Genomic DNA, 25139 nt, shown 5'->3' with positions numbered 1-25139 from the left:
TCTCCGGCGCGATGGCAAGCCTGGCGATGGTCGTCGCACGCCGCAGGATGACACGGTCGTAGGCGGGGACCGACGCCGAAACGTGTAGAGTCCATCAGCCTGAAGGGCGATCTGCGCATCGGCGTGCTGGCGGATCAGCGGATTGACGATCGTCTCGTCACGGAACCGCCGCGCCAGCAGCGGGTGCGCGAGGCTGGCGGTAGCCGCGCCGGCGACAAAGCCGCGGGCGGGTAAGGATAGTCATCGGCATCGTCCTTCAGCGATCGACCACCGGCCACCCGTCCCGCGACCAGCGCATCCGTGCCAGACGGAGGGTCGGTGCGCCGCGCCTGTCGCGGTCATAGGCGTGGTAGATCAGGTAATCGCGACCATCGCGGTCGTGCAGGAAGCCGGCATGGCCGGGCCCACGGAAGCGGTCCTTGCCGGCCGCATCGGCCTGCAGCAAAACCGTCCCGCCGCCGTCGCCCATCGCCACGCCGGCGCGGTCGACATAGGGCCCGGTGATCGCGCGCGATCGTCCGATCACGAGGTGATAGTCGCTCTTGGCCCCCCGGCAGCAATGATCGAACGACGCGATCAGCCAGTACCAGCCGCCATGATCGACGATGAACGACGCCTCGATCGCTGTGTTGGGTCCGGGTGCGCGGCGGGCGATCGGGATCAGCGGCGCGGACGGTACGGCAAGTTTGCCGGTAGCGGGATCAAGCCTGGCGAGCTTCAGGCCGGTCCAATAGCTTCCCAGCGCCAGCCACTGCCCACCCTGCCGGTCGCGCGCGACATTGGGGTCGATCGCATTGTAATCGTCCCCGTCCTTGGACGCGATCACTAGCCCATCGTCGCGCCAGCCATAGCCGGGCTTGGCCGGATCAAGCGTAGGGCTTGTCAGCAGTCCGATCACCGACCGCTGTTTGCCGAACGTCGAGACCGAATAATATAGCCGGTAACGCCCATTCGCGTAGGAGATATCGGGCGCCCAGATATCCTTCGCACCCGGCACCGCCGCAAGCGCCCAGGCCGGGATCGCGGCGATCGGGCCCGGCAGCGCCCTCCAGGCGACGAGATCGCGCGAGGTGCGCGCCAGGATCGGCAACCGATTACCCTGGCCCGTCGAATAGGAATAATAGCTGTCGCCCTCGCGGATCAGCACCGGATCATGCGCCGGCACGATGTCGCCCGACAGCCGGTCGTTGAGCGATGCGGGTAGCGGTGCCGCGCTCGCAAGAAAAAGCGCCGCGACGACAAAGCCGCATACACCGCTCATACGCCGAGCAATCACGGGCAACATCGACGCTCGGCCAGACCGAGTCATCGACGTCCGCCGAAATATCGTTCGAGACGCTCCACTTCCTGTGGCGTGACGGCCATCACCGCCCCGTGCTTGGGCTGGACGAAGTTCGTCGCCTTCATCGGCGAACCCGGATCGTTGAACCGCCCGATATTCCGGAACGTCACGAAATCGGTCGTCTCCGCGAACCCCATGTTGTTGGGCGCCACCCCGAAGACGTCGTACATCAGCACCCACGTATTGGTGCCGTGCCTGCGCCACAGATTGGGGGCTTCGGCGGCCACCGTCTCCGGATCGATCTTGCGGGCGTCATAGACATACCCACGGTCGACCCGGGTGGACACCGCCTGGCGGATGCTGCCGGGTTTTTCATGCGCGACATAGAACATCCGGTACTTGCCGCCGACCAGCGTGATGTCGGCATCGATCGTGTTCACCGCCGAGCGCGGATAATCGAGGATCTTTCTGGGCGCCGTCGTCAAGGTCGTGAAAGCGTCGTTGGCCTGCGACGCGACCATGAAATTGGGGCCGTTGCCGATCCGTGTCGTGAAATAGACCATCATGCGGCGCGTGGTCGGGTCGTAGATCGTCTCGGGCGCCCATGCGTTGCCAGCGTCCTTGTACGCCGGGAAGAGGCGCGACACGTCGACCTTCGCCATTGTCCAGTGGAGCAGGTCGACGCTCTTCATCAGCAGGATGTTGCGGTTGTTGCCCCAGCCGTATTCCTTTTCGGGGCGTTCCCATTCCGTCGTCCGCAGGCCCTCCCGCTGGCCGAATATGTGCAGGTCGGTCATCGCCATGTAGAAGGCGCCGTCTGGACCCCGCATTATGTGAGGATCACGAACCCCCTTCTGATCCGCGATCGACCGGCCTGCGAGTATCGGTCGACCGCCATTCACGTCGGTGAAGGCAAACCCGTCGCGCGACGTCGCGAAATAGATCGAATGCGTATCGTCCTTGAAATAGACCATCAGATAGGCGGACCGCTTGCCGACCGTGGCTGTCCCGTGTGCCGAGACCAATCGAGGGACGATGGTCAGTTGCCGATCGGCCTTTTGCTGGACCACCGGGCGTGCAGCCCCTGACGATGCGACGCCCAACGCGACCGCGCTTGCCAAGCCGCATGCCACGACGGCGCTCGACAGGTGCGTTATCAATGCGCGGACACCGCCGGGACGAACGGAATAGCCACCATGCATCATCGGATGTCGAGCATCACGACCGACTTGGCCGGCAGCGTCACCGTCAGCGTCCCGTTCGCCAGCGTCGCGCCGTTGAAGGCCGCAGGTTTGACGACATCGGGGGCATCGAACGTGTTGTGCGCGTCGATCGCCGAGGCCGTCAGGATGCGGCCCGTGATACCTGCGCCCGTCACGCCATCGAGCTTCACCGACACCGTCGCAGGCTGATTGGGATCGACGTTGGTCAGGCCCATATGCACGGCACCATCGACGCCGCGCACCGCGCTCGCGCTGACCGCCTTCAGCGTCCACTGGTTCTTGTTGTACCAACGCGACTGCACGTCGACCGGTAGAACGACGCCGTCCTGATAGTCCTTGTACAGATCGAATACCCAATAGGTCGGCGTGCGCACCATCCGGTTGCCGTCGGTCAACATCATCGCCTGCAGCACGTTGACCATCTGCGCGATGTTCGCGCCGCGCAGGCGGTCGGTGTGGCGGGCGAAGATGTCGAAGTTCAGGCTGGTGACCAGCGCATCGCGCAGCGAGTTCTGCTGATAGAGGAAGCCGGGATGGCTGCCCGGTTCCTGATCGTACCAAGTGCCCCATTCGTCGACGAGCAACGCGACGCGCTTGCCCGGATCGTATTTGTCCATGCGCTTTGCGTGTTCGGTGATGTAATCGTCCATCTTGACGGTCTTGGCGAGCGTCCGCGCCCACTGATCCTCGTCGAAGCCGGTTGCCGCACCCTTTTTCGCCCAGTCGTAGGGGATAGTGTAGTAATGAACACCGATGCCATCGAACTGCGCGCCGGCATCGCGCATCATCACATCGGTCCAGTTATAATCATCCGCGTTGGCGCCGCTGGCGATCTTCATCACGCGCTGGCCCTCGGGCATCTTGACGAACGTCGAATACCGCCTGGTGACATCGGCTGCATATTCCGGGCGCATATTGCCGCCGCAGCCCCATAGCTCGTTGCCGATACCGAACATCGGCAGCTTCCAGGGTGCTTTGCGACCATTTGACGCGCGCTCCTTCGCGAGTGTGGAGCCGGTCGGGGAGGTCATGTACTCGACCCACTCCGCCATCTCGCTCGGCGCGCCGTTGCCGACGTTGCCCGAGACGTACGGCTCGGCACCGACCATCTCGGAATAGTTCATGAACTCATGGGTGCCGACCGCATTGTCCTCGGTCACGCCGCCCCAGTTCGTGTTGATCTTCACCTCGCGCTTGGCAGGTGCACCAATGCCCTCGCGCCAATGATATTCATCGGCAAAACACCCGCCCGGCCAGCGGATCACCGGCGTGCGGATTGCCTTCAGTGCGTCGAGGACGTCGGTGCGGTACCCGTTGATGTTGGGAATACGGCTGCCCTTGCCGACCCAGATGCCGCCATAGATGCCCGTGCCGAGATGCTCTGCGAACTGACCGAAGATCCTCTTGTCAAATTTCGGCGCCGGCTTGTCGCCGTGCACCGTTATTGTCGCCGGCGCCCCGTCGACCGGAGGGGCCTGCTGGGCCAGCGCAGGGCTGGACAGGACGAGCGCGATCGCGCTGAACATCATACGCATTGTTCGATCTCCGTTGCGCGCCGGGCGCGCCTTGTCAGGGGTGGCTTCGTCGCCGGTAAATCGGGGTGGACGCAAGGCGACATGCTCATTGCGCGCGTCGTACGGTATCTCGGAAGCGGCTTGCCGATCGGGCCCGACACTGTCTGCCGGCGGACGTCGACCTTGTTGGCGTTTTCGTGCGCGGACAGGCAATCATGAGAGTGTGCGGCGATCACGCCCACCATCGCTTGATCGGCGCGGAGGTCTTCCAGCGTCGGAAACCTCCCCAGCGACATATTGATACCAGGCGACTCTTTGCAGCGCATCTTGGACGGAACTCCGGGCGCACCGGCGGGCAGCTTTGCCTGCACGGATACCGTGGCCTCTAACGCCGTCTCAACTACGCCAGGCAAGATCGACAGTCGGCGCAACGACACTCCCCTTCTTCGAAATCACGGCATGTTCCGAATTTTGTCGGACAATACCAAGCGATTTCGATTGTGCAAGTGTTCGGGAACGTTTTCGGGGGCGCCTCGCGCTTGCGTCACACCTTGTGCTCTGCGTAAGTCTCGCTCGAATGTGGAGAGGTGATGATTGCTGAGAAACGAGGTCGTCCGGCGCACGTCAAGCTGGCCCAGCGTATCGGTGTTGCGATCGTCACCGGTCGGCATCAGCCGGGCAGCCTGTTACCGGGAGAAATCGATCTAGCCGAGAGTTTTGGTGTGTCGCGCAGCGTCATCCGTGAAGCGCTCCGCATGCTCTCAGCCAAAGGACTTGTCGAAAGTCGGCCGAAAATCGGCACGAAAGTCCGCGAGCGACACGATTGGAATTTGCTCGATCCGGAGATGCTCGGATGGATGTTCGATGGTGAGCCACCGCTACCGTTCGTCCGAAGCCTGTTTCAGTTACGCCTAATCGTCGAGCCTGCCGCGGCGGAACTCGCGGCGACTGGCCGTACTGCGCGGCAATTGTCGGGAATGGGCCATGCCCTCGAAACGATGGCACAGCATGGTCTGACCAGCGAATTGGGCCGTTCGGCGGATTACCAGTTCCATGCCCTGATCCTGCAGGCGACCGAGAACGAACTTCTGGTGAGCCTGTCGGCGAGCATCGCCGCCGCCGTGCGCTGGACGACGTTTTTCAAATATCGACATGAAAAACACCCGCGCGACCCGTTGCCGGAACATCGCGCGTTGTTCGAGGCGATCGCCAATAGCGACGCGATCGGCGCCCGCGACGCCACGCGGGCGCTGATCCATCAAGCCCAAATCGACACCGAATATGCGATGGGCATCGAAGCGCGCCGGGTTACCCCATAAACGAAGGCGGATACCCCCCCTCGCCTGTGCCCAATGATTGTCGCGCGGGAGGCCCATCGTCTGGGCGATCCGCTGATACTTCTCGGCGCCTTCGAGGATCGCACCGGTCTCCATCTGGCCGACGGTGGCGCGCTGGATTTCCTGCCACGGCGTCTGCGAGCGCGGATAGGCATAGCCGCCCGCCTCGGTCAGCGCGCGGCGGCGTTCGGCGAGATCTTCGTCGGCGATCAGCACGTTGGCCGATCCCTTGCCGAGATCGATGCGAACGCGGTCGCCGGTGCGGATCAGTGCGAGGCCGCCCATCGCGGCGGCTTCGGGGCTGGCGTTGAGGATCGACGGCGAGCCGGAGGTGCCGGACTGGCGGCCGTCGCCGATGCAGGGCAGGGCGTGGACACCTTCGCGGATCAGATATGCGGGCGGGCGCATGTTCACGACCTCCGCGGCACCCGGATAGCCGATCGGCCCGGCGCCGCGCATGAACAGCAACGTATCGGTGGTGATGCCGAGCGACGGATCATCGATCCGGTGGTGATAATCCTCCGGCCCGTCGAACACGACGGCGGGGTCCTCGAACGCCTCGGGATCGTGCGGGTTGGACAGATAGCGTGCGCGAAACTCGGGGCTGATCACGCTGGTCTTCATGATGGCGCTGTCGAACAGGTTGCCGCGGAGCACGATGAGGCCGGCATCCTCCAGCAACGGCGTCGCGAACGGACGGATGACGCGTTCGTCCTCGATCGTCGCGGTCCGGCAATTGTCGCCGATCGACTTGCCGTTCGCGGTCATCGCGTCCTCGTGGATCAGGCCCTGCTTCATCAGCTCGGCGACCACCGCGGGGACGCCGCCGGCATGATAATAATCCTCGCCGAGATACTCGCCCGCGGGCTGGAGATTGACCATCAGCGGCACCTTGTGGCCGTGCGTCTGCCAATCGTCGATCGGCAGGTCGACGCCGATATGGCGCGCGATCGCGGCCAGATGGATCGGCGCGTTGGTCGAGCCGCCGATCGCCGAATTGACGACGATCGCGTTGTGGAAGGCCTCCTTGGTGAGGATGTCGGAGGGCTTCAGGTCCTCGGCGACCATGTCGACGATCCGCTTGCCGGTCTTGTACGCGACCTCCTGGCGATCGCGGTACGGCGCGGGGATCGCGGCCGATCCGGGCAGCTGCATGCCGAGCGCCTCGGCCAGTCTGTTCATCGTCGTCGCGGTGCCCATCGTGTTGCAATAGCCGGTCGATGGCGCGGACGAGGCGACGAGCTTGATGAAACCCTCATCGTCGATCGCGCCGGTCGCGAGCTGCTCGCGCGCCTTCCACACGATCGTGCCAGAGCCCGTGCGCTGGCCCTTGTGCCAGCCGTTGAGCATCGGCCCCACCGACAGCGCGATCGCCGGGATGTTGACGGTCGCCGCCGCCATCAAACACGCAGGCGTCGTCTTGTCGCAGCCGATCGTCAGCACGACACCGTCGAGCGGATAGCCGTAGAGCACCTCGACCAGCGCCAGATAGGCGAGGTTGCGGTCGAGCCCGGCGGTCGGGCGCTTGCCGGTTTCCTGGATCGGGTGGACCGGGAATTCGAGCGCGATGCCGCCCGCTTCACGGATGCCCTCGCGCAGGCGTTCGGCCAGCACGAGGTGGTGGCGGTTGCAGGGGCTCAGGTCGCTGCCGGTCTGCGCGATACCGATGATCGGCTTGCCCGAGCGCAGTTCCTCCAGGCTCAACCCGAAGTTCAGATAGCGCTTGAGATAGAGCGCCGTCATGTCGATATTCTCGGGGTTGTCGAACCACGCACGGCTTCTAAGCGGCTGGGGGAGCCTGGGCATGTCGGTCATCGAAAGGGGCTTTCTGGGGTCGGTTTCAGCGGGCGACGGAAACGCGGTAAATCATGCGGTGGTGATAGGGCTTGAAGGGATCGACGCGTGCCGACGCGAAGGCGGGTTGGTTTGGCGTGTCGGGTAATTTCTGCGGCTCCAGCGCAAGGCCGTCACCCATCCGGTAGACAGGCCTGACTTGCCGACCAGCGTGCCGTCCAGGAAATTGCCCGAATAGAATTGCACGCCGGGTTCTGTGGTCAGCACCTCGAGGACACGCCCCGAGGCCGGATCCTCGACACGGGCGGCGAGCCCCGGCTCTGCGGTCGACCCCTTGTCGAGAACGAAGTTGTGATCCCAGCCATGGCCGATGACGATCTGCGGATCGCGGCCGTCGCGGATCCCGTCGGACAGCGCGCGGCCCTTCGTGAAGTCGAAGACCGTGCCGGCAACGGGCTTCAGTTCGCCGGTCGGGATCAAGGTCGCGGTGACGGGCGTGAAGCGGCGCGCTGGGATCGTCAGCCGCTGGCCGTAGATCCCGGTCGCCGAGCCCTCGCCGACGAGATCGAACAGCGCGTGGTTGGTCAGGTTAACGATCGTCAGCGCGTCGGTCGTCGCATCGAAGTCGATCGGCAGCGCCCTTGTCGTCAAGCGCGTAGGTGACCTTTACGGACAATGTCCCTAAATAGCCCTGATCGCCTGCCGGACTGGTCAGCGCCATCACGACCTTGGCCTGTGCGCCGTCCGCGACAGAGACGATCTTCCACACGTGCTTGTCGAACCCGGTCGTGCCGCCGTGCAGCGTGTTGATCTTGTCGTTGAGCGGCAGTTGATACGTCTTGCCGTCCAGCGTGAAGCTGCCGTCGGCGATGCGGTTGGCTTAGCGGCCGATCGTCTGGCCCCAGAAGTTCGGCGCAGTGACGTAGCTTGCGGCATCGTCATAGCCGAGCGTGATGTCGGCGGTCCTGCCGCTACGATCCGGCGCGTTGAACGCCTGGAGCGTCGCGCCCAGCGTCATGATCCGGGCGCTGACGCCGTTACTGCCCGACAGGGTCACCGCCTCGATCGCGGTGCCATCGGGAAGTTTGCCGAAGGGCGCGCGCTTGGCGTCTGCCGCGTTCGCCGCCTGCGCGGACAACGCGGCCAGCAGGGCGGTTACGACGATTGCTGTTCCAGTTGCGCGCATCCCGGCTCCCATCCTCAATTGCGGTGGCGCCGTTGACGCGCCTTATTTGGCTATATAGTCTGACAATTCAATTACGGGCAAGCCATGCGGTGAAAGACTGTCGAGGCGGTCGCCGACACGGCAGGAGGATAAACCGATATGGTGATGCCGATACTGACGCGAAGGCCCGATGAGGCAGATGTCGTGCATGGGGCCGGGGCACCGAGTTATCGCTCCGCGCTCACACTACTCGCCAGCCTGTTCTTCATGTGGGGCTTCATCACGGTCATCAACAACACGCTGCTGCCGCACCTGCGCAGCGTGTTCGACCTCAGCTATACGCAGACGACGCTGATCGAGAGCGTGTGGTTCATCGCCTATTTCTTCGCCTCGATCCCGTCGGCCAAGCTGATCGAGCGGGTCGGCTATCAGCGCGCGATGGTGTTCGGGCTCGGCCTGATGGCGGTCGGCGCGCTGATGATGGTGCCGGCCGCGCGGCTGCCGAGCTACGGCGTGACGCTGGTCGCGCTGTTCGTGATCGCCAGCGGCATCACCTTGTTGCAGGTCGCGGCGAACCCGTATGTCGCGGTCGTCGGCCCGCCCGAGACCGCGTCGGCGCGGCTCAACCTGGTGCAGGCGTTCAACTCGGCGGGGGCCACGCTCGCGCCTTTGTTCGGCGGTTATCTGATCCTCGGGCGTTCGACCTCGGGCACGGCTGTCGCCGGCTCGACCGCGGTGCTGACCCCGGCGGAGCGGCTTGCCGATGCCCAGTCGGTGGTGCTGCCCTATCTGATCGTCGCGGCCGTGCTGGTCGTTCTTGCGGTCGTGATCGCGCGTTTCCCGCTGCCGGCGATGGGGGCCGCGACGCAGCGCTCTGCGAAGGCTGACCGCAAGGGCCTGTCGCTCTGGTCGCACCGCAACCTCGTGCTCGGCATCCCGGCGATCTTCATCTACCTGATCGCCGAGATCGGTGTCGCCAACCTGTTCATCAACTTCGTCAGCCAGCCGCAGATCGGCAACCTGACGCACGAGCAGGCCTCGCATTATTTGTTCGTCCTGTGGGGCGGGATGATGGTCGGCCGGCTGATCGGCAGCGTCGTGATGCGCACCATCCCCGCCGAGCGCGTGCTGGCGGTGGCGAGCATCGGCGCGTTCGTCGTGATGCTGGTCGCGACCTTCACCACCGGCCATGTCGCGATGTGGGCGCTGATCTCGGTCGGGCTGTTCCACTCGATCATGTTCCCGACGATCTTCACGCTCGGCATCCGCGGTCTCGGGCCACTGACCGAGGAGGGCTCGGGTCTGCTGATCATGGCGATCGCCGGTGGTGCGCTGGTGATCGTCCAGGGCTGGCTCGCCGACACCTACGGGCTGCAGATCTCGTTCCTGCTCACCGCGGTCTGCGAACTCTACATCCTGTTCTACGCGGTGTGGGGCTCGAAGGTCACCGATCCGCTACCCGATCAAGCGGCGAAAGGCTGAGCGATGCAAGCGACCCGACGCGAACTGCTGGCAGGGGCGAGCGCTCTTGTCCTTCCCGGATCCGCACGTGCAACGACCCCTGCCCTGTCCGGGAGCAACCGAGCAGGCAAAGTCGCGGCCGTGCCCGCACGCTATGTCAGGCTTAAGCCGTCTCGGTTCGCGGATGCGTTCGCAGCCAACCGCCGCTACCTGCTGGCGCTCGATCCCGAGCGGCTGCTGCATAACTTCTATGTGTCTGCAACGCTGCCTGCGCCGAAACCGGCCTACACCGGTTGGGAGGCGCAGGGCATTGCTGGACATTCGCTCGGTCATTGGCTGTCGGCTTGCGCGCTGGTCGTCGCCAATACCGGTGACCGTGACGTCGCCGCGACCCTCGACCATGCTCTAGCCGAAATGGCGCGTATCCAGGCCGCGCACGGCGACGGCTATCTTGGCGGCACCACCGTCGATCGCGATGGCACGACGATAGACGGCAAAATCGTCTTCGAGGAGGTTCGCCGGGGCGACATCCGTACCGGCGGGTTCGATCTCAACGGCGGCTGGGTACCACTCTACACGTGGCACAAGGTGCACGCCGGCCTGCTCGACGCGCACGTCCTCGCCGCGAACCCCCGCGCCTTGCCGATCATGCTCGCCCTGGCAGGATACCTCGCCGGCGTGCTCGAACCGCTGACCGATGCGCAGATGCAACAGGTACTGCGCGCCGAACATGGCGGATTGAACGAGAGTTACGCCGAGACCTATGCGCTGACGGGCGATACCCGCTGGCTCCGCATGGCCGAAAAGATCCGGCACAAGGCGGTGCTCGATCCGCTGACCGCAGAACACGACCGTCTGGAGGGGTTGCACGCCAACACGCAGATCCCGAAGGTGATCGGCCTCGCCCGGCTATACGAACTCACAGGCGATCCCGGCAAGGCGACCGCGGGGCGCTTCTTTCACGATCGCGTGACGCACCATCATAGCTACGTGATCGGCGGCAATTCCGAACGCGAGCATTTTGGCGCGCCGGACGCACTGTCGAAACGCGTGACCGAGGCGACGTGCGAGGCCTGCAACAGCTACAACATGCTGAAGTTGACGCGCCACCTTTATGCCTGGCAACCCGATGCGCACTGGTTCGACTATTACGAGCGTGTCCAGCTCAACCACATCCTCGCGCATCAGCGACCCGACACCGGCCAGTTCGTGTACTTCATGCCGCTTTCAGCAGGGGCACGGCGCAGTTATTCGACCGCGGAAGAAAGCTTCTGGTGCTGCGTCGGTTCGGGGATGGAGAGCCATGCCAAGCATGCCGACTCGATCTTCTGGAGCGATGCGGACACGCTGTACGTCAATCTCTATATCCCGAGCGCGCTCGATTGGCCCGATCGCATGCTGGCCTGCGATCTTGACACGGCGATGCCGATGGAGGGCGCTGCAACCTTGACGGTACGCCGCGCACCGCGCTCCAGCCAGGCAATCGCATTGCGCATTCCCGAATGGTCGGTCGGCGCGACGCTGACGCTCAATGGCCAGCCGCTGCAACCGACGCTCCGCAACGGCTATGCCGTGATCGATCGGACTTGGACGCCGGGCGACCGGCTCCGCCTGGCGATGCCGATGCGGTTGCGTGCGGAACCGACGCCCGACGATCCGCGGATGATCGCATTCACGCACGGCCCACTGGTGCTGGCCGCCGATCTCGGCCCGGCTTCGCAGCCCTTCGACGGCCTTGGACCAGCGCTGGTCGTCGATGGCCTTGCCTCAGCTGCGCTGCACCCACAAGCGGGAGAGCATCGATTCACCGCCCGATCGTCGCTTGGCGACATGCTCGAATTCACGCCATTCTTCGCGCAATATGATCGGCGGACCGCGGTCTACCTCCCGACCTTCACCACCGCCGGCTGGGCTGCCGCAAAGGATGGATATGTCCGCGCGCAGGCGGAACGGCAAAGTCTTGCGCGACGCACCGTCGACATCGCCTACCTGGGCGAAATGCAGCCCGAACGCGACCATGGCTTCAGCGCGACCAGGAGCGAGACGGTCCAGCTCCATGGCCGTTCGGCACGCAAGCTGCGGGCCGGTCAGACCATGAGCCTGACGCTGCGGCGCAGACCCGGTCCGGCGGTCCTCCAAGTCGTCTACTGGGGCGGTGACGTCGACAATCGTGAAATCGCGATACGTGTCGATGGCACGCCGCTTGCCGTGGACGCTCGCAAAGGACCAGGCGAAGACCGCTTCGTCGTCGTCGATTATCCGATCGCGGGAACCGGCGAGCAGGGCAAGGGAACGACGAAGATCGACTTTTCGGTTCGGCGCGGCGACGTGGACATTTACGAAGTCCGGATGTTGAGCGCCGGTGCCGCCGCGGGCGCATTATCTACCGCATGATCGTGGCGCGGAGCCGGGCCGACGATCGCTAGAGTCGGGCTTTGCCAGCAGGGCATAGCATCGAACAATAACACCGGAAGGACCTAGTGTGCCGACTACCTACAGCGCCGCCGCGACTTGGACGCATCCGGAAGGGACGCCCGTGGTCGCAGCAGAAGATAGTCGATACGCGAACGACGCCGCGCCATTCGCGCTGCAGCAGCGCAGGCGGCACGCGATCGCCAATCTGGTGTCCGGCCGTCTGTATCTGGCTGCCTCGGTGCGCGGCGTGAGGCGCCTGATACTATCGCTGACCGCCCTAAGCCTAGCAGCGTCGGCCGCAGCGCAGGAACGGACGGTATCAATCACGATCCGCCCATCGGTCGAGCGGCCGTCCACCGTCTTCGAAGGCTGGGGCACCGCGCTTGCCTGGTTCGCCGACGTCACCGGCGGCTGGCCCGAACCTGATCGCGCGCGACTTGCCGACCTGTTCTACGGTGAGGGCGGGCTTGGCTGGACGATCGCGCGGTATAATATCGGCGGCGGTAACGCCACCGGCACGCCGCCCTATCTCCGCCCGGGGGCCGCGGTTCCCGGCTTTTGGCGGCAGCCGGCAAACACGACCGGGCGTGACTGGTGGCGCGCGGACAACGACGCGATGTGGGACTGGTCGCAGGACGCGCGCCAGCGCTGGTGGCTCGACGCGGTTCGTCGACGCGTGCGCACGCCGATATTCGAGGCCTTCTCCAATTCGCCCCCCTGGTTCATGACCGTTTCGGGTCGGGTCTCCGGCGCCGAAAAGGGCACCACCGACAATCTTCGTCCCGGATACGAGCGGCCCTTCGCCGACTATCTCGCGCGCGTCGTCGACGAGCTCCAGCATCGTCACCGAATCACGTTCCGTACGCTGTCACCCGTCAACGAGCCCAACACGGACTATTGGTTCGAGAAGAACACACAGGAAGGATCGCATTGGTCCCCCGCGCGCCAGGCCACGATGATCGACGCGACGGACGCGGCGCTGAAAGCACGCGGTCTCTCGACGGCAATCGCCGCCCCCGACGAGACCAACTCGCATCTTTTCCTGCAAGATTGGGCTGCCTATCCTGCTGCAACGCGCGCGCGAATCGGACAGCTGAACGTCCACAGCTACGGCACGGTCAACCAGACCGGGGTGCGCGACATCGCACGTGCTTCGGGGATCAGGCTGTGGATGAGCGAGAACGATACGCCGCTCGACAAAGACCCGCAGGATCTCGAAGGCATGCCGTCCGCGCTCGCATTCGCAGAGCATGTTGTGCTCGACTTGAAGCGGCTGGAACCCGCCGCCTGGATCTTCTGGCAGGCGGTCGAAACCACGGCGCCGTCCGGCGCCGGATCGAACTGGGGGCTGGTCAAAACCGACCTACGTTCGCGCGCCACCGATCGTCATCAGATTTATCTCACGCGCAAATATTGGGCGATGGCGCAGTTCAGCCGTTACATCAAACCGGGCTACCGTTTGGTCTCCGTCGACGATCTCGACACGGCGGGCGCAATCTCTCCCGACGGGAGGACGATGGTGCTGGTCCATGTCAATGGTGGGCTGAACCCCCGCGCGCTAGTCCTCCCGCGGGGCTGGCATACGCAAATGATCGTCACCGACGCGAACCATATTGCCGGCTGCATCCCGGGTACAACCGTACCGCAACGCGCGATCGCGACTGTGATACTCACTCGGACAGTCGGGACAGCATCTTGCAACGGCGAACGCTGACCAGTCTTGCAGGCGGTTGACGACGTCGGCTCATTGCCGTGCCGCTCTGGACGTCCACGCCATCGTCGCGACCTGTATCAAACGACAAATCCATCCAGAAGATCGGCAATGCGCCCTTGTCGAACAGCCCGATAGAAAAAGCTACGGGCCGATCCGCCGCCGCGGCGTTCATCGGCCCCGCTGCGACAAGCACGGTTGTAGCACCGGAACCACGATCCGTTTCGTTTCCGAGAGACTTTCATTCGTGTGCAGTTTTGACCGTGACCATCATGGTGACGGTTCGATTTTGCGGTGCGACCTCTTCGTCGGCCGTCATGTCGAGGATCGGCCGGCCGCTCGTGGCCCAATGAACACGGCGTACGCGTGTGTCGCGACCATTGCCGCCCACGCCGTCGCCCCAGCTATGGTACACATACAGCATGGTGCCGTCCGGATCGGTGGTAAACGCGCCATGTCCCGGCCCCTGTTCATAGGCACGATAATCCGTAACGTCCGGCGGCATCGGCACGCTCTTTTGAAGCGGCGCGCCGTATTTGTGCCAAGCGTCGATGTCGGTGAGATCGGCATGCGCGTCGGCCCATACCCCGCCGACGACATAGGTCGGGCTGACACCCGAACTTGAATAGGCCAGCGTCACGCGTCCGTCGTGGAGGGTGGCAAAAGCGCCTTCGGCCAGATTCTCCTCGAACGAGAGATCGGGAACGATGATGGGCCTTGGTTCCGACGTCAGACGCGCGGGATGAGCGGGATCGACTTTGGCGATCCAGGTCAACGGATCTCCGAGCGTCGCCGACGCGGGTAGATATCGCTGCGACCAGGTATAATAGCCTTGTCCACCCGCCTCGAAATAGGACATATCCAGACTGATGTTCTTTGGAAATGCCGCCCGACCAAGCGGTGCGCCATCCAGTTTGCGGACGGCGGCGGGTTTAGACCAGTCGGCAGGATTGGCGGGATTTCCACCTTCCCGAAGCTGCATCACATGCGCCTCGACGGTGGACCAATCGCCCCGCTCGCTCGACTGGTCGTCGGCTGGATTGAAGCACGGCGCGAACAAGATGCTGAGCCGGCCGCCGATCTCGTGCAGTTCCGGTGCCCAATAGCAGCCGGCGATCACCCGCCCTTCTACGGTGCGGTCCTTTCTCGTGGTGCGATTGAGAAGGTCCACCTCGAGCTTCCTGCCGCCATTGGCATCGGCCAGCGCGGCGATGCTGTCGGCCATGCGCAAGGGCAGATGAACCGATCCGACATTGTCGTTGTTGGTATCGTCGGTGGCGATGAACAGATATCGCCTGATGCCGGCATGATCGTAGCGAAAAATGGTCGGATCCGCCCGATTATACGCGAAGATCGACGGGTAGACCGGCAGGCGTACGGTTCCCCGGATCGCATGCGTGCCACTGCGAGCCTTAGCGAGACCCCGAAGGTCGTTGGCATCCCAGTCGACACCACGCGTTGCGGTCGATCCGTCCGAGTACGTCAGCCGTACGCGGGCGCGCTTCGCCGCACCGATATCACCTGCGACGATCGTTTGTGCATCCACCGTCGCGGCCGTGTTGCCGATGCGGCCGAACCGATGCGTGAGGACGTTCGCGGTCTCGCCGCTGACGGGAAGACTGATCGCAGTCTCGGCGCCGGGAAGGTAAGCACGCGCGCTGTCCGCTGCATGCTCGAAGACCGTCGCGACGAGACCTGACCGTGTCGAGCCCACGTTACCGGTCGAAACTACCCGCGAAACGCGGCCACCGTCTCCAGGATGGAATGACGTGACGACCTTTTGCGTCCGCGCGAGATCCTCGACCGTCGTCCAGCGCGCGTCGCTGGCGCGATCCCTCCACGCCACGACGTAGCGGCGGGCCGACGAGTCCCACACCGCCATGGGTTTGACGACCCCGCCCGTCGTCTGCAGATCGACCAAGCCCAACTCGATGAAATTCCCGGGTGTCACGGGATCGGCCTTGAAGACGAGGGCGGCGGACGTTTGCGAAGAATCCGCGGTGGCTGTCATCTGCACGCGCGTCCCGATGACGCCAAGGCTTCCATCGGCAAAATAGAACGGGGACGGATCGACGATACCGTGCAGCGCCACGTGATCGACGCCGGTGTGCTCGCCGTTGGCGAAGATTACGCCATAATTATCGTTGAGCGGTATCGGCGCAGTTCCATCGCCCCCGAGCGCGAGATGCACGCTGCGCGCAATAACGGGCTGATTGGCGTCGTGCGCGCTCGTGGGCGTCCGTGCATAGGCGTACAGGCGTCGCATATCGCGCCCGAGTATTCGCACCTTGAAGCGCTTCACGATCGATCCGCCTGCGGGCTGCACGATGGTCCCGGTCAGGTGCATCGTTACCGGTTCTGCGCCGTCGTTGGTCAGGACATCGTCACGCAGGCCCGGTGTGTCCGAGGCCCAGACGACGTGCGCGCCGGCCGGGGCCGGCAACCTGGTGCCGGATGCCACGACGGACGGAACGACCCATGCCTCGCCCATCATTCGCGATGCATCGTCTTCAGACATCGCTGATGCCGGGGAGAGCTTGGAGGGCACATCGGAAACGCCCCATCGAGCGGCAAGGGCTTCGCGCTCGCTTGCCGTGATCGAGAGTACGGAGCCGTGGCGGGGCGAGGCCGGCAGCTGAAATGTCTTCGGGTACGTCCAGCGGACATCGCCGGAAAGAGAGTTCGTCCCGAGCGGAATATAGCCGACGCCGCCGTAGTTATCGACCCACACATAATAGCGAAATCCGCCAGTATCGCCCGGATTCGCGACGAATGCGCTCGGCCCTTCGACTTCGGGCGTGCCGGCTGTCCGCCCGATGCAGCGCGCTATCACGGACCATTCGCCTGAGGTGCCGGCCGCTCGCAGCGATGTCGCGCGCTGGCCGAGGATGTCGGCGGATGCGCAGCCCTGTGCCTGTGTCCCTTTGACGAAGCGGAAATAGTCGTTGCCGTCCTTCAACACCGTCGCGTCGATCATTCCCTTGTTTCGGACGAGGCCGGGAACGTCGGCGGCCTTCAGCCACGGTACGGGTGCGGTGAAACTGCGGAAATCGCGGGTCGTCGACATGAGGATCTGCGGTCCGTTGCCATCAGCCTTGGTCCGGGCAGCATCCTTGAACATGGTCGACGTCCAATACACCACGTACGCGCCGATCGTCGGATCGTAGCTCGCCTCGGGCGCCCACGTCATACCCGCCTTGGGTGCGCTTACCTTGACGTGGCGTTGCTCGCCCCAGTGCACCAGATCGGTGGATTCCCATATTTCGAGATAGCTGCTGCCTCGGTCGGTGGCCCCTCCCCACCCGGTACGCCCCGTCGAAAGATCGGTTGCCAGAAGGAAAAATCGATCTCCTTCCGCCGAGCGCATGATGAAGGGATCGCGCAGCCCGCGCGTACCGAATGTCGATTCCAACACCGGCTTCGCGTGGTTGAGGTCCTTCCACTGCAACGCGGTGTTGCCGTCCGATATGGCGAACCGCAGCTTTTCGCCATCGACGGAGTCCCCCGTGAAATAGACGAAGAGATAGGCCTCCTTCGCGCCTTTGCCCGATGCGGACGCGGCTGCGACGGTGAGATCAATCGGCACGGTGACCGGCGACGATCCCTCTGCAGTGACGATTGCCTCGAGCCTGACACGCGCGTTTGCCGCACCGCGTGTCACGGTGCCCTTTCGGATCACGTCTTTCCCGTTACGCCGGTCCGCATCCGATACGGCCGAGCCGTTCGATGAACGCCACCGTATCTTGACCGTCTCCAATCCGGCCACCGTCGCCACGCCGTCGAGTTCCGCCCCGGTATCGGGGAGTGCGACGTTGCCGCGGATTGGCTCTTTCCAGACGGGGTCGGCCCGGATCGCGCGAACGACGGCGTCGACCGCAGCGGCAGTATCGGCCGCGACACCTACCGTCGGTGGATGCGCGGCCGGTCGCGTTTCGAGCATCGACGAGACCCCGCCGCCCACATTCGGGATCGCGACCGTGCCGTCTGCAACGCGGAGCGGCCGATCGTCGGTGCGCCCTTTCGCGGGGCCAGCCTGCCCACCGACGGACGACGCTGCGCCAGAGGGATGCGATGCCTGCGCGACCAATGGCCCGATGTTTACGATCAAGACAACCATCGCCGCTGAGGTCAGGCCCTGCCGCATCTATTCTCCTTTGCAGGTCTTCCTGCCGATGTGCACGATGGCTTATGTCAGACTATTGCTGGTCACCAAACTCTTTCGCGCTGTAGTTGACCTAGAAGCGGAAGCGCACCCCGGCGGACAGCAGGCTTGCCTCCCAGCGAACATCGCGAGGATATTCGCGCGACTTCACATAGCTATGGTAGGGCGTCCGGAGCAGGTTCGTGGCATCCACGGTCAGGGTGACGTTGTCGTTAACGTTGTAGCTCGCCGACAGATCGAGGCGACCTACCGCATCCGAATAGACCGTGGTGAATACACCGGGAGCACCGAAGCCATCTACATTGGCACTACGGTAATTATATGCCAGCCGGATGCTTGAAGGACCCAGTTCGTACAGGCCGATCACGTTGAAGCTGTATTTCGAAACGCCCGGCAACGTATTGCGGCCACCGGCAAAATTGGCGGCCGCGGGCACGATCTGCTCGCCGTCGATATAGGTGAAGTTGGCCTGCATACCGAGACCGCGCAACGGTCCGGGCAGGAAGTCAAAGAACGTGGTGGCGGCGGCCTCGATACCCTTGATCTTGCCCGAACTCGAATTCGACGGGCGGTAGACGAGAATATTGCCGAACGGCGCTATGTTCACGGTCTGGGGCAGCGAATTGATGAAGCCCTGGATCTCCCGATAGAAACCGGCGACCGACACCGATCCGGTGCGTGAGAAATAATATTCCAGCGACGCGTTGTAATTGTTCGAGCGGATCGGCTGAAGGTCGGGATTGCCGCCGTTACCCGTATAGGAAAGGTTGCCACCGACCGTCCCCTGCTGGACGGTCAGTGTCGGATTGATCTGGTTGAACCCGGGGCGGGTCAGCGCCTCGGTGCGGGACAGGCGGAGCTTCAGCTTGTCGGTGAAATGCACCTGAGCGCTGATGTTGGGCAGGACGTCGACATATTGCTGCGACGACGCGATCGGCGCCAATATCGTCGTGCCGTTCGCGCCGGGCAAAGAATTGGTACCCGCCAGCGTGTTGCGCGTGATGACCATGCGCGTCCCGATCACGCCATCCACCGGAATGCCGATGTCGAACGCATAGTCCAGCTGCGCATAGCCGCTGAACACCTGTTCGCGCGCCGAAAAGGCATTGAGCGGATTGAGTGCGGGACGTTCGGATGCCCACGCCTGCCGGGTCGTCGCATCGGCGTTGGCGCGGACCAGTGCCTGCCGGATATAGTCGCGGACATCGTTGATGCGATCGTTCAGGATATTGGCGTTCGGAGCGAACCACGACCGGAATTGCTGCACGTCGTCACCATGGAACCCCGCCTCGATGATCGCGCCGTCGGACACGCCCGGCACGCGGGTGATCGGATCGCCCAGGCTGGATAGTCCGGCGTAGCGGTCGCCGTAGCTCGAGTTGGCCTTGCGATCGGCATAGCGCAGGCCGAACTTGAACTTTGGTAACAACGTCGATCCGGTATCGAGATCGAGGTTGCCCTGCCACTGCCATTGATCGCCGGTCGAACGCTGTCGGTTTTCGTAGAGACCGCGGAAGATGTAGCTGGCCGGATCGGCGAAATCGACCCCGCTCGGGACGAAGTCCACGCCGCGCTCGGCATTCAACTGCACGGCGACCGTCAGCGGACTGGCGAGCTGTGTCTGGAATTCATAATAGGTGTTGTCGACGATCGACTTCGTATACGCCAGATCCGTGGTGAAGACCGCGTTTCCGGTTTCCCAACGGGCGCCGAGCGCGCCCTGGAACGTGTCGGTCTTGCCCCGCCCGGCTTGCTTGGTCGGACCGTTGACGACGCCGAGATCCATGTCGAAGGAGTCGAGCGTGGTGCCGTCCTTGCTGAGCACGGCGTTGCGGACGGGCGGCGGATTGCCACCGGTGGTGCTCGACTGGATCGGGATGCCGAAAAAGTCGTTGGCGGTCTTGTTGCGATAGGCCTGCCACAGCCCGTCGGCATAGACCGTCAGGTTGCTGGCGGGCTGCCATTGCAGCGAGCCGTTGATCGAAGGACGCTGACGATTGCCGCGCTGGTAGAACAGGCCGATATCCTGCGGGAAGGTGAAGTTGCGCCCGACCGAGGCTGGTAGCACCTGTTGCGCGGCAGGAACGGTGTCCTGAAAGCCCTGGTAGCGGATCGAGTTCAGGTACCGGGTCTGGGTGAAGGACGCATTGAGCAGAGCGCCGATCTCGCCGATACCGGTATGCCACCGATCACTGATGAGCACGCTGCCGATCGGATCGACCTTGCGCGATTCCGAATTATAGACCGCGCGCGCGGCGCCGGCGAACTCGAAGCCCTTGAAATCGAACGGGCGGCGCAGGCCGACGTCGATCAGGCCGGCGATGCCGCCTTCCAGATTCTGCGCGGTCACCGCCTTGAACACATCGACGCGCGCGACTGCCTGCGCGGGAAAATCCTGGATCGCCACCGAACGACCGTCCGCGGTGAAGATCTCGCGGCCCTGCACGGTGGTCTGTACGTTCGGCAGGCCGCGGATCAGCACCCCGTTCGCCTCGTCCGCGTACCGCGTCACCTGCACGCCGGTGATGCGAGCGATGGCTTCGGACGCGTTGTTGTCGGGAAACTTGCCGATATCCTCGGCGACCAGCGCATCGACGATCGCATCCGAATTCCGCTTGATGTTCTGGGCGCTGCTCAGGCTCTGGCGAATGCCGGTAACGACAATCTCGGCGCCCGCACCGGCGGGCTCGACGGCGGCCGGCGGCGTGGTCGGACTGGTGGTGTCCTGCGGCTGATTCTGGGCAAGCGCGGGCGCGACGGGTGCGAGTGCCACCACCGCGACGGTGGACAACAGCAGGCGCGCGACCATTGGATGTTTCATAATACCTCTCCCCAGATTTATCGTTTTTGTCGATGCTCGCGGGTCATTGCCCGAGCGGGTCGTTACCCTTGCGGCTGACGGTTTCGGCCATCGGCGTGATCGTGATGGCATCGATATTGGGTGCGAAGCGTGAGCGGAGCAGCACGTCGCGCCAGACCTGCGACGCATAGGTCTTGCGATCCCAATTCGGCTGTTCCTCACCGGCAAAGCGGATCGTGTTGGTGCCAGCGCGCAGCGTCACCGGCACCGTCATCTCCCACCAGTTATTGGTGTGGAAGCTGTTCGGGAACGTCGCCAACAGCGGCGCGGCGCCGTTGACCGAGATGCGGGCGATCCGGGCAAGCGGATCGGGATTGTAATGCGTCGCTTTCGACTGTTCGTCGTTCGAATAGCGGATGGTCAGCGCGTAATCGCCCGCTCGCGCCACCGTCACCGCCGGGAAGGTCAACGTGTTACCATTGCCCGGCGCGCCACCGATGTCGAACACCGCACGGCCGCCGTTCGCCAGCGAGGCCGCGGCGATGCGCGCGGTGCCGGCCACTTGTGCGGCCTCCGCCTCGTACCGGCGCGCGCGCGTGTTGGAGGCTGGCACGACACGCAGGCGCTGCACGGTCGTAGCACCGGTCACGCCGGCAACCGTTACCTTGTTGATCCCGCCGAGCAGGAAGGCGGCGCCAGTCGCGGTCGTCTGACCATTCACCCGCAGCGCGGTGGTGCCCTTGCCACTATGCTCCAGTATCAGGCGCGCGGGCCCGTCCTGTGCGGCATAGACCCAGAAGCTCGCGGTATCGCCCCGCCCCAGCGTGACGGCGCCGCCCGGTTGCGTTGCAACGCCCTTGCGCGTCAGCATCGCGTCTTGCGCCGCGTACAGCTGTACCCGCACCGGATCGGGCAGCGCCAGCGTGATGCGATCGACCAGGGCATTGCCCTGCGTTGCACGCCGGCCGTCGAGGCTGCGCGTCGCCAGCGTCACCACATGTCGCCCTCGGGTCAGGGAAATGGACGTATCGACATGGTCGAGCACCGAAGGCTTGTAGCCGAGCGGCAGGAACAGTTCGGTCTCGCCCGCCGCCTTGCCATCGACCCGCAGGAAGACGTTGGTCGGCCCCTGCCCGCTTGCCAGCGGGTCCTTGTTGAAGGTGCTGGCAAGCACGCGCAGGTCGTAGCGGCCGTCGCGCGGCGCATCGACCGCGAAGTCGAGCGCGGCATCGGCGCCGGTCGCGAACCCCTCTACCGAATAGCCACCGGAGGTGTAGAAGCGATCGACCGCCTTGGGCGACCCCTCCGGCCCGCGGGCCTTCAGCCCCGTGCCTTTGCGCTGCGCTTGCTCCGCCTCGTAATCCTGCCGCCACGGCAGATCGACGACCGGCGCGCGCGCGGCACCCGCACCGGGGACGAGCACCAGTTCATACGCAGCTTCCTCGCGCAGCGCAGGCCAGTCGGTGCCACCAAAGTTCAGCACGACCATGCCGTCGCGCACCGGCACGACGCGTTCGGCGAGCACCGTCGGCGGTGCCGCATCGCCGAGTTGGCCGGTCCAGCCGATCTCTCGTACGCGGACGCCCGCGGTTGCGCCGAACAGGGCGGGTACCCGGTTCAGTACGATTTTCGCCGCGCCCGCCTTGCCGCCGAACAGCAGCCGCATCTGGCGCCGCGCCGGGTCGAGTGTCGCAAGTCCTTGCAACGTATAGCTCTCGTCGGGATGCGGCGGCGTGACCGACAGGCTGTGCCCGCTCATCGTGGCATAGCTGTTGAGCAGCCACCACTGGCCGTTGCCCCGATTGGCCTGTACCGCGGAGTCGCTCAGATTGCCGTCGATATTCCAATAGGCGATGTCGGCATCGACCTTCGAATCCTCGATCGCGGCGATCCACTGGACCATCTGGCCGGGCACCGAGGTGTGGTAGTTATAGGCATATTCGTTGATGTTGATCGGCAGATGCCGCCCCTGCCACCGCGTGCCGGCGAACATCGAATCCTCCCAGCCACGATAGCGGCGCACGCTGGTGCGGACGGTGGCGGGATTGCTGAGTTCGTGCCACGTGACGACGTCCGGCACCGTATCGGCCTGGATCGCATGCTTCATGAAGCCTTCGACCTGATCGAACAGGATGCTGGTGTTGGGTCCGGCGATGCGCGCGCCCGGCAACGTCTCGCGGATCATCCGGACGGAGCGGTCCCAGGCGTCGAAGAACACGGCGGGCTTCTTCAGCCAGCTGACCCCGTCGCAGCTTTTGGGACCATCGGCGAACATGTTGCCGTCGGGCTCGTTGAACGGCGCGAAGACGATCCGGTCGCGGTACCGCGGCGACAGGCCGCGAACCTGCTCGACCTGCTCGCGGAGCTTCTCGATATAGGCGGTTACCGACTGGCCGCAGTCGCCGGTCTTCCAGTTGTACGGGAATTCGCGGGTGATATCGGTCATGTAGATATAGGTGTCCCCACCCGATGCGTCGGTGAGCAGCGTCGACACCTCCAGCGCGTCGGCGCCGGGATGCTGCGGCCCGTCCTGCGCCTTGGTCGAAACGGTGCGCAGGCCGATACCCTCGACCAGATTGGGATGCGGCAGGCGTGCGTCGTACAGCCCGTAGAGCGACCCCGATGCGCCGCCATGGAACGCGCCGGTGTCGCTGCCCAGATCGACCTGGAGCGTCTCGCCCCCCGGTCGTTCCGCCACCAGCGGGTCGGGCGCCTGCTGCGCTGCGACGGGCAGCGCGCTGGAGCAGAGCAGCGCGGCGACCACGAGGTTGCCGGGCAGGAGGTCACGGCGCAGGAGCGTCTCGGGGATGTGGCGCATAAGTCGGGACTCCGCGTGGTCGGTAAGAGGGATCATGCGACGCGGCCCGCCGTCATGCGGTCGATCGTCGCGCGGTTCAGGATCAGGCGGCTCGCGGTGAGCGCAAGCGCCAGATGCATGACACCGGGGATGATCGTGGAGAGCAACCGGATACCAGCGAGCGACAGCGGCGTCTGGTTGCCCGCACCCGCCCTGTACGACACGATCACCAGCACGCCGCTGATGAGTGCGCCGGCGAGCGCCCAGGCAAGCTTCACGAAAAACTGGTTGAACGCGAAGCTCATCCCCGACGAGCGCATGCCGAGCTTCCATTCGCCATATTGATCGGCGAGCTGGATCAGCGTGAAGTGCAGCGGCAAGGTGCAGCCCAGCACGATGCAGCATAGCCCGACCAGCACCAGCCACGCCGTCGGATAGTCGCCGGGTACGAAGAAGGCGGCGGCATGACCGGCGACCAGGATCAGATTGACCCAGACGTACACCGTCTTCACGTCGAAGCGGCGCGTGAACAGCTGGACGACGATCGAGCCGAGGAAACCGCCCGCAGTCGCAACGCCGAAGAACAGCGCCTGATAGGTCGCGTCGCCGCCCAGAACATAGGTGATGAAGTAGAGCGCAGCTCCGCCCTTGGTATTGAAGATACCGATCAGCAGCAGCGTCATGACGAAGGTCAGGCGCAGCTGGTCGTTCTTCAGCGTGTTGGCGATGGCGACCCGCAGCGGTGCCTCCTCGGCGCCCGTCACGGGGACGCGTTCGCGGACGAACAGGAAGCAGATCAGGAACATCGCCACCGCGGCGAGGCTGAGGATCGCGACCCCGTCGCGATAGCCGCGCGCGATGTCGGTGCCGCCGAAATGACGGACCATGATCGGCAGCCCGACCGAAACGACGAACGACGCGATCGCGACCAGCGCGAACCGCACCGACTGGCAGGCGACACCTTCGCGTGCGCTGTCGGTCATGCGCGTGATGAGCGCGCAGTAGGGCACGTTGTTGACCGAATAGGACAGCGCGAGCAGGAAGTAGGTCGCGGCCGCATAGGCGACCTTGCCGTCATACCCGAGATCGGGCGACTGGAAGGTCAGGAAACAGCTGAGACCGACCGGCACCGCGGTCCACAACAGATAGGGACGGAACTTGCCCCAGCGGGTGTTGGTGCGATCCGCCATCATGCCGATCAGCGGATCGGATATGGCGTCGAACACGCGCAATGACAGGAACAGGATGCCGACGATACCCGGCGCAAGGCCGAAGACGTCGGTGTAATAGAAGGTAAGGAAGTTGGCGATCAGCCCGGTGACGATCGTGCCGCCGGCGTCGCCCAGACCATAACAAACTTTCTCGAAGAAGGGCACGCGCTCCCCCGAAGCGCTGGAATGTCCGCCTACCCTGCCTGCATCGCCTTGTTGCGCTATCGCCGCCATGTCGCTCACCCTCTTCTTGTCCCGCCGCTTTCC

11 protein-coding genes and 2 pseudogenes are annotated in these 25139 nt (G+C 64.4%); 4 read left to right on the top strand and 9 right to left on the bottom strand.

Annotation, left to right across the window (positions count from 1 at the left end; translation table 11 throughout):
• Positions 1 to 256 precede the first annotated feature (256 nt).
• The 3 genes from EQZ23_RS00135 to EQZ23_RS00125 all read right to left on the bottom strand — a co-directional run bounded on the left by EQZ23_RS00135 (position 257) and on the right by EQZ23_RS00125 (position 4040).
• Complete coding sequence (locus EQZ23_RS00135; RefSeq protein ID WP_128452493.1) at positions 257 to 1261, bottom strand: arabinan endo-1,5-alpha-L-arabinosidase; 1005 nt, start codon at positions 1259 to 1261, stop codon at positions 257 to 259.
• Between the two features lie 44 nt (positions 1262 to 1305).
• On the bottom strand, positions 1306 to 2403 hold the full coding sequence (locus EQZ23_RS00130) for a glycoside hydrolase family 43 protein (RefSeq protein WP_240663069.1): 1098 nt from the start codon (positions 2401 to 2403) through the stop codon (positions 1306 to 1308).
• Between the two features lie 80 nt (positions 2404 to 2483).
• Positions 2484 to 4040, bottom strand: coding sequence for an alpha-L-arabinofuranosidase C-terminal domain-containing protein (locus tag EQZ23_RS00125; RefSeq protein ID WP_128452492.1), 1557 nt, complete (start codon positions 4038 to 4040; stop codon positions 2484 to 2486).
• A gap of 569 nt (positions 4041 to 4609) precedes the next feature.
• Here EQZ23_RS00125 and EQZ23_RS00120 point away from each other — a divergent pair.
• A complete protein-coding gene (locus EQZ23_RS00120) occupies positions 4610 to 5338 on the top strand; it encodes a FadR/GntR family transcriptional regulator (protein ID WP_128452491.1) in 729 nt (242 codons plus the stop codon).
• A gap of 33 nt (positions 5339 to 5371) precedes the next feature.
• On the opposite strand, the pseudogene EQZ23_RS00115 reads toward EQZ23_RS00120, so the two are convergent.
• Positions 5372 to 7162 (bottom strand): annotated as a pseudogene (locus EQZ23_RS00115) (IlvD/Edd family dehydratase); the annotation flags it as partial.
• Between the two features lie 34 nt (positions 7163 to 7196).
• A pseudogene (locus EQZ23_RS00110) lies at positions 7197 to 8336 on the bottom strand (aldose epimerase family protein).
• Positions 8337 to 8480: 144 nt separating this feature from the next.
• On the opposite strand from EQZ23_RS00110, the gene EQZ23_RS00105 reads away from it, so the two are divergent.
• The 3 genes from EQZ23_RS00105 to EQZ23_RS00095 all read left to right on the top strand — a co-directional run bounded on the left by EQZ23_RS00105 (position 8481) and on the right by EQZ23_RS00095 (position 13905).
• Positions 8481 to 9797, top strand: a complete 1317-nt coding sequence (locus EQZ23_RS00105; protein WP_206364164.1) for a sugar MFS transporter — start codon at positions 8481 to 8483, stop codon at positions 9795 to 9797.
• Positions 9798 to 9917: 120 nt separating this feature from the next.
• The gene (locus tag EQZ23_RS00100) at positions 9918 to 12170 is read left to right on the top strand and encodes a glycoside hydrolase family 127 protein (protein ID WP_164913342.1); all 2253 of its coding nucleotides are present in this window, start codon (positions 9918 to 9920) and stop codon (positions 12168 to 12170) included.
• Between the two features lie 88 nt (positions 12171 to 12258).
• Positions 12259 to 13905, top strand: a complete 1647-nt coding sequence (locus EQZ23_RS00095) for a glycoside hydrolase (protein ID WP_240663068.1) — start codon at positions 12259 to 12261, stop codon at positions 13903 to 13905.
• A 238-nt stretch (positions 13906 to 14143) separates the two neighbouring features.
• On the opposite strand, the gene EQZ23_RS00090 is transcribed toward EQZ23_RS00095, so the two are convergent.
• From EQZ23_RS00090 to EQZ23_RS00075, 4 genes are all read right to left on the bottom strand, one after another.
• Positions 14144 to 17842 carry a family 43 glycosylhydrolase gene (locus EQZ23_RS00090; RefSeq protein ID WP_128453485.1) on the bottom strand — a complete coding sequence of 1233 codons (3699 nt, stop codon included), beginning with the start codon at positions 17840 to 17842 and terminating at the stop codon, positions 14144 to 14146.
• Positions 17843 to 18137: 295 nt separating this feature from the next.
• Complete coding sequence (locus EQZ23_RS00085; protein ID WP_164913340.1) at positions 18138 to 20885, bottom strand: TonB-dependent receptor; 2748 nt, start codon at positions 20883 to 20885, stop codon at positions 18138 to 18140.
• Positions 20886 to 20928: 43 nt separating this feature from the next.
• Positions 20929 to 23682, bottom strand: coding sequence for a cellulosome protein (locus tag EQZ23_RS00080; RefSeq protein ID WP_128452487.1), 2754 nt, complete (start codon positions 23680 to 23682; stop codon positions 20929 to 20931).
• Positions 23683 to 23714: 32 nt separating this feature from the next.
• Positions 23715 to 25037 (bottom strand): MFS transporter, encoded by a 1323-nt coding sequence (locus EQZ23_RS00075; protein ID WP_240663067.1) that lies wholly within the window; start codon positions 25035 to 25037, stop codon positions 23715 to 23717.
• Positions 25038 to 25139: the final 102 nt, after the last annotated feature.

Source organism: Sphingomonas sp. UV9 (genome assembly GCF_004101245.1).
Classification (GTDB): Bacteria; Pseudomonadota; Alphaproteobacteria; order Sphingomonadales; family Sphingomonadaceae; genus Sphingomonas.
Note: the sequence above shows the minus strand (reverse complement) of the source record. Positions and strands in the feature narration are given on the sequence as shown.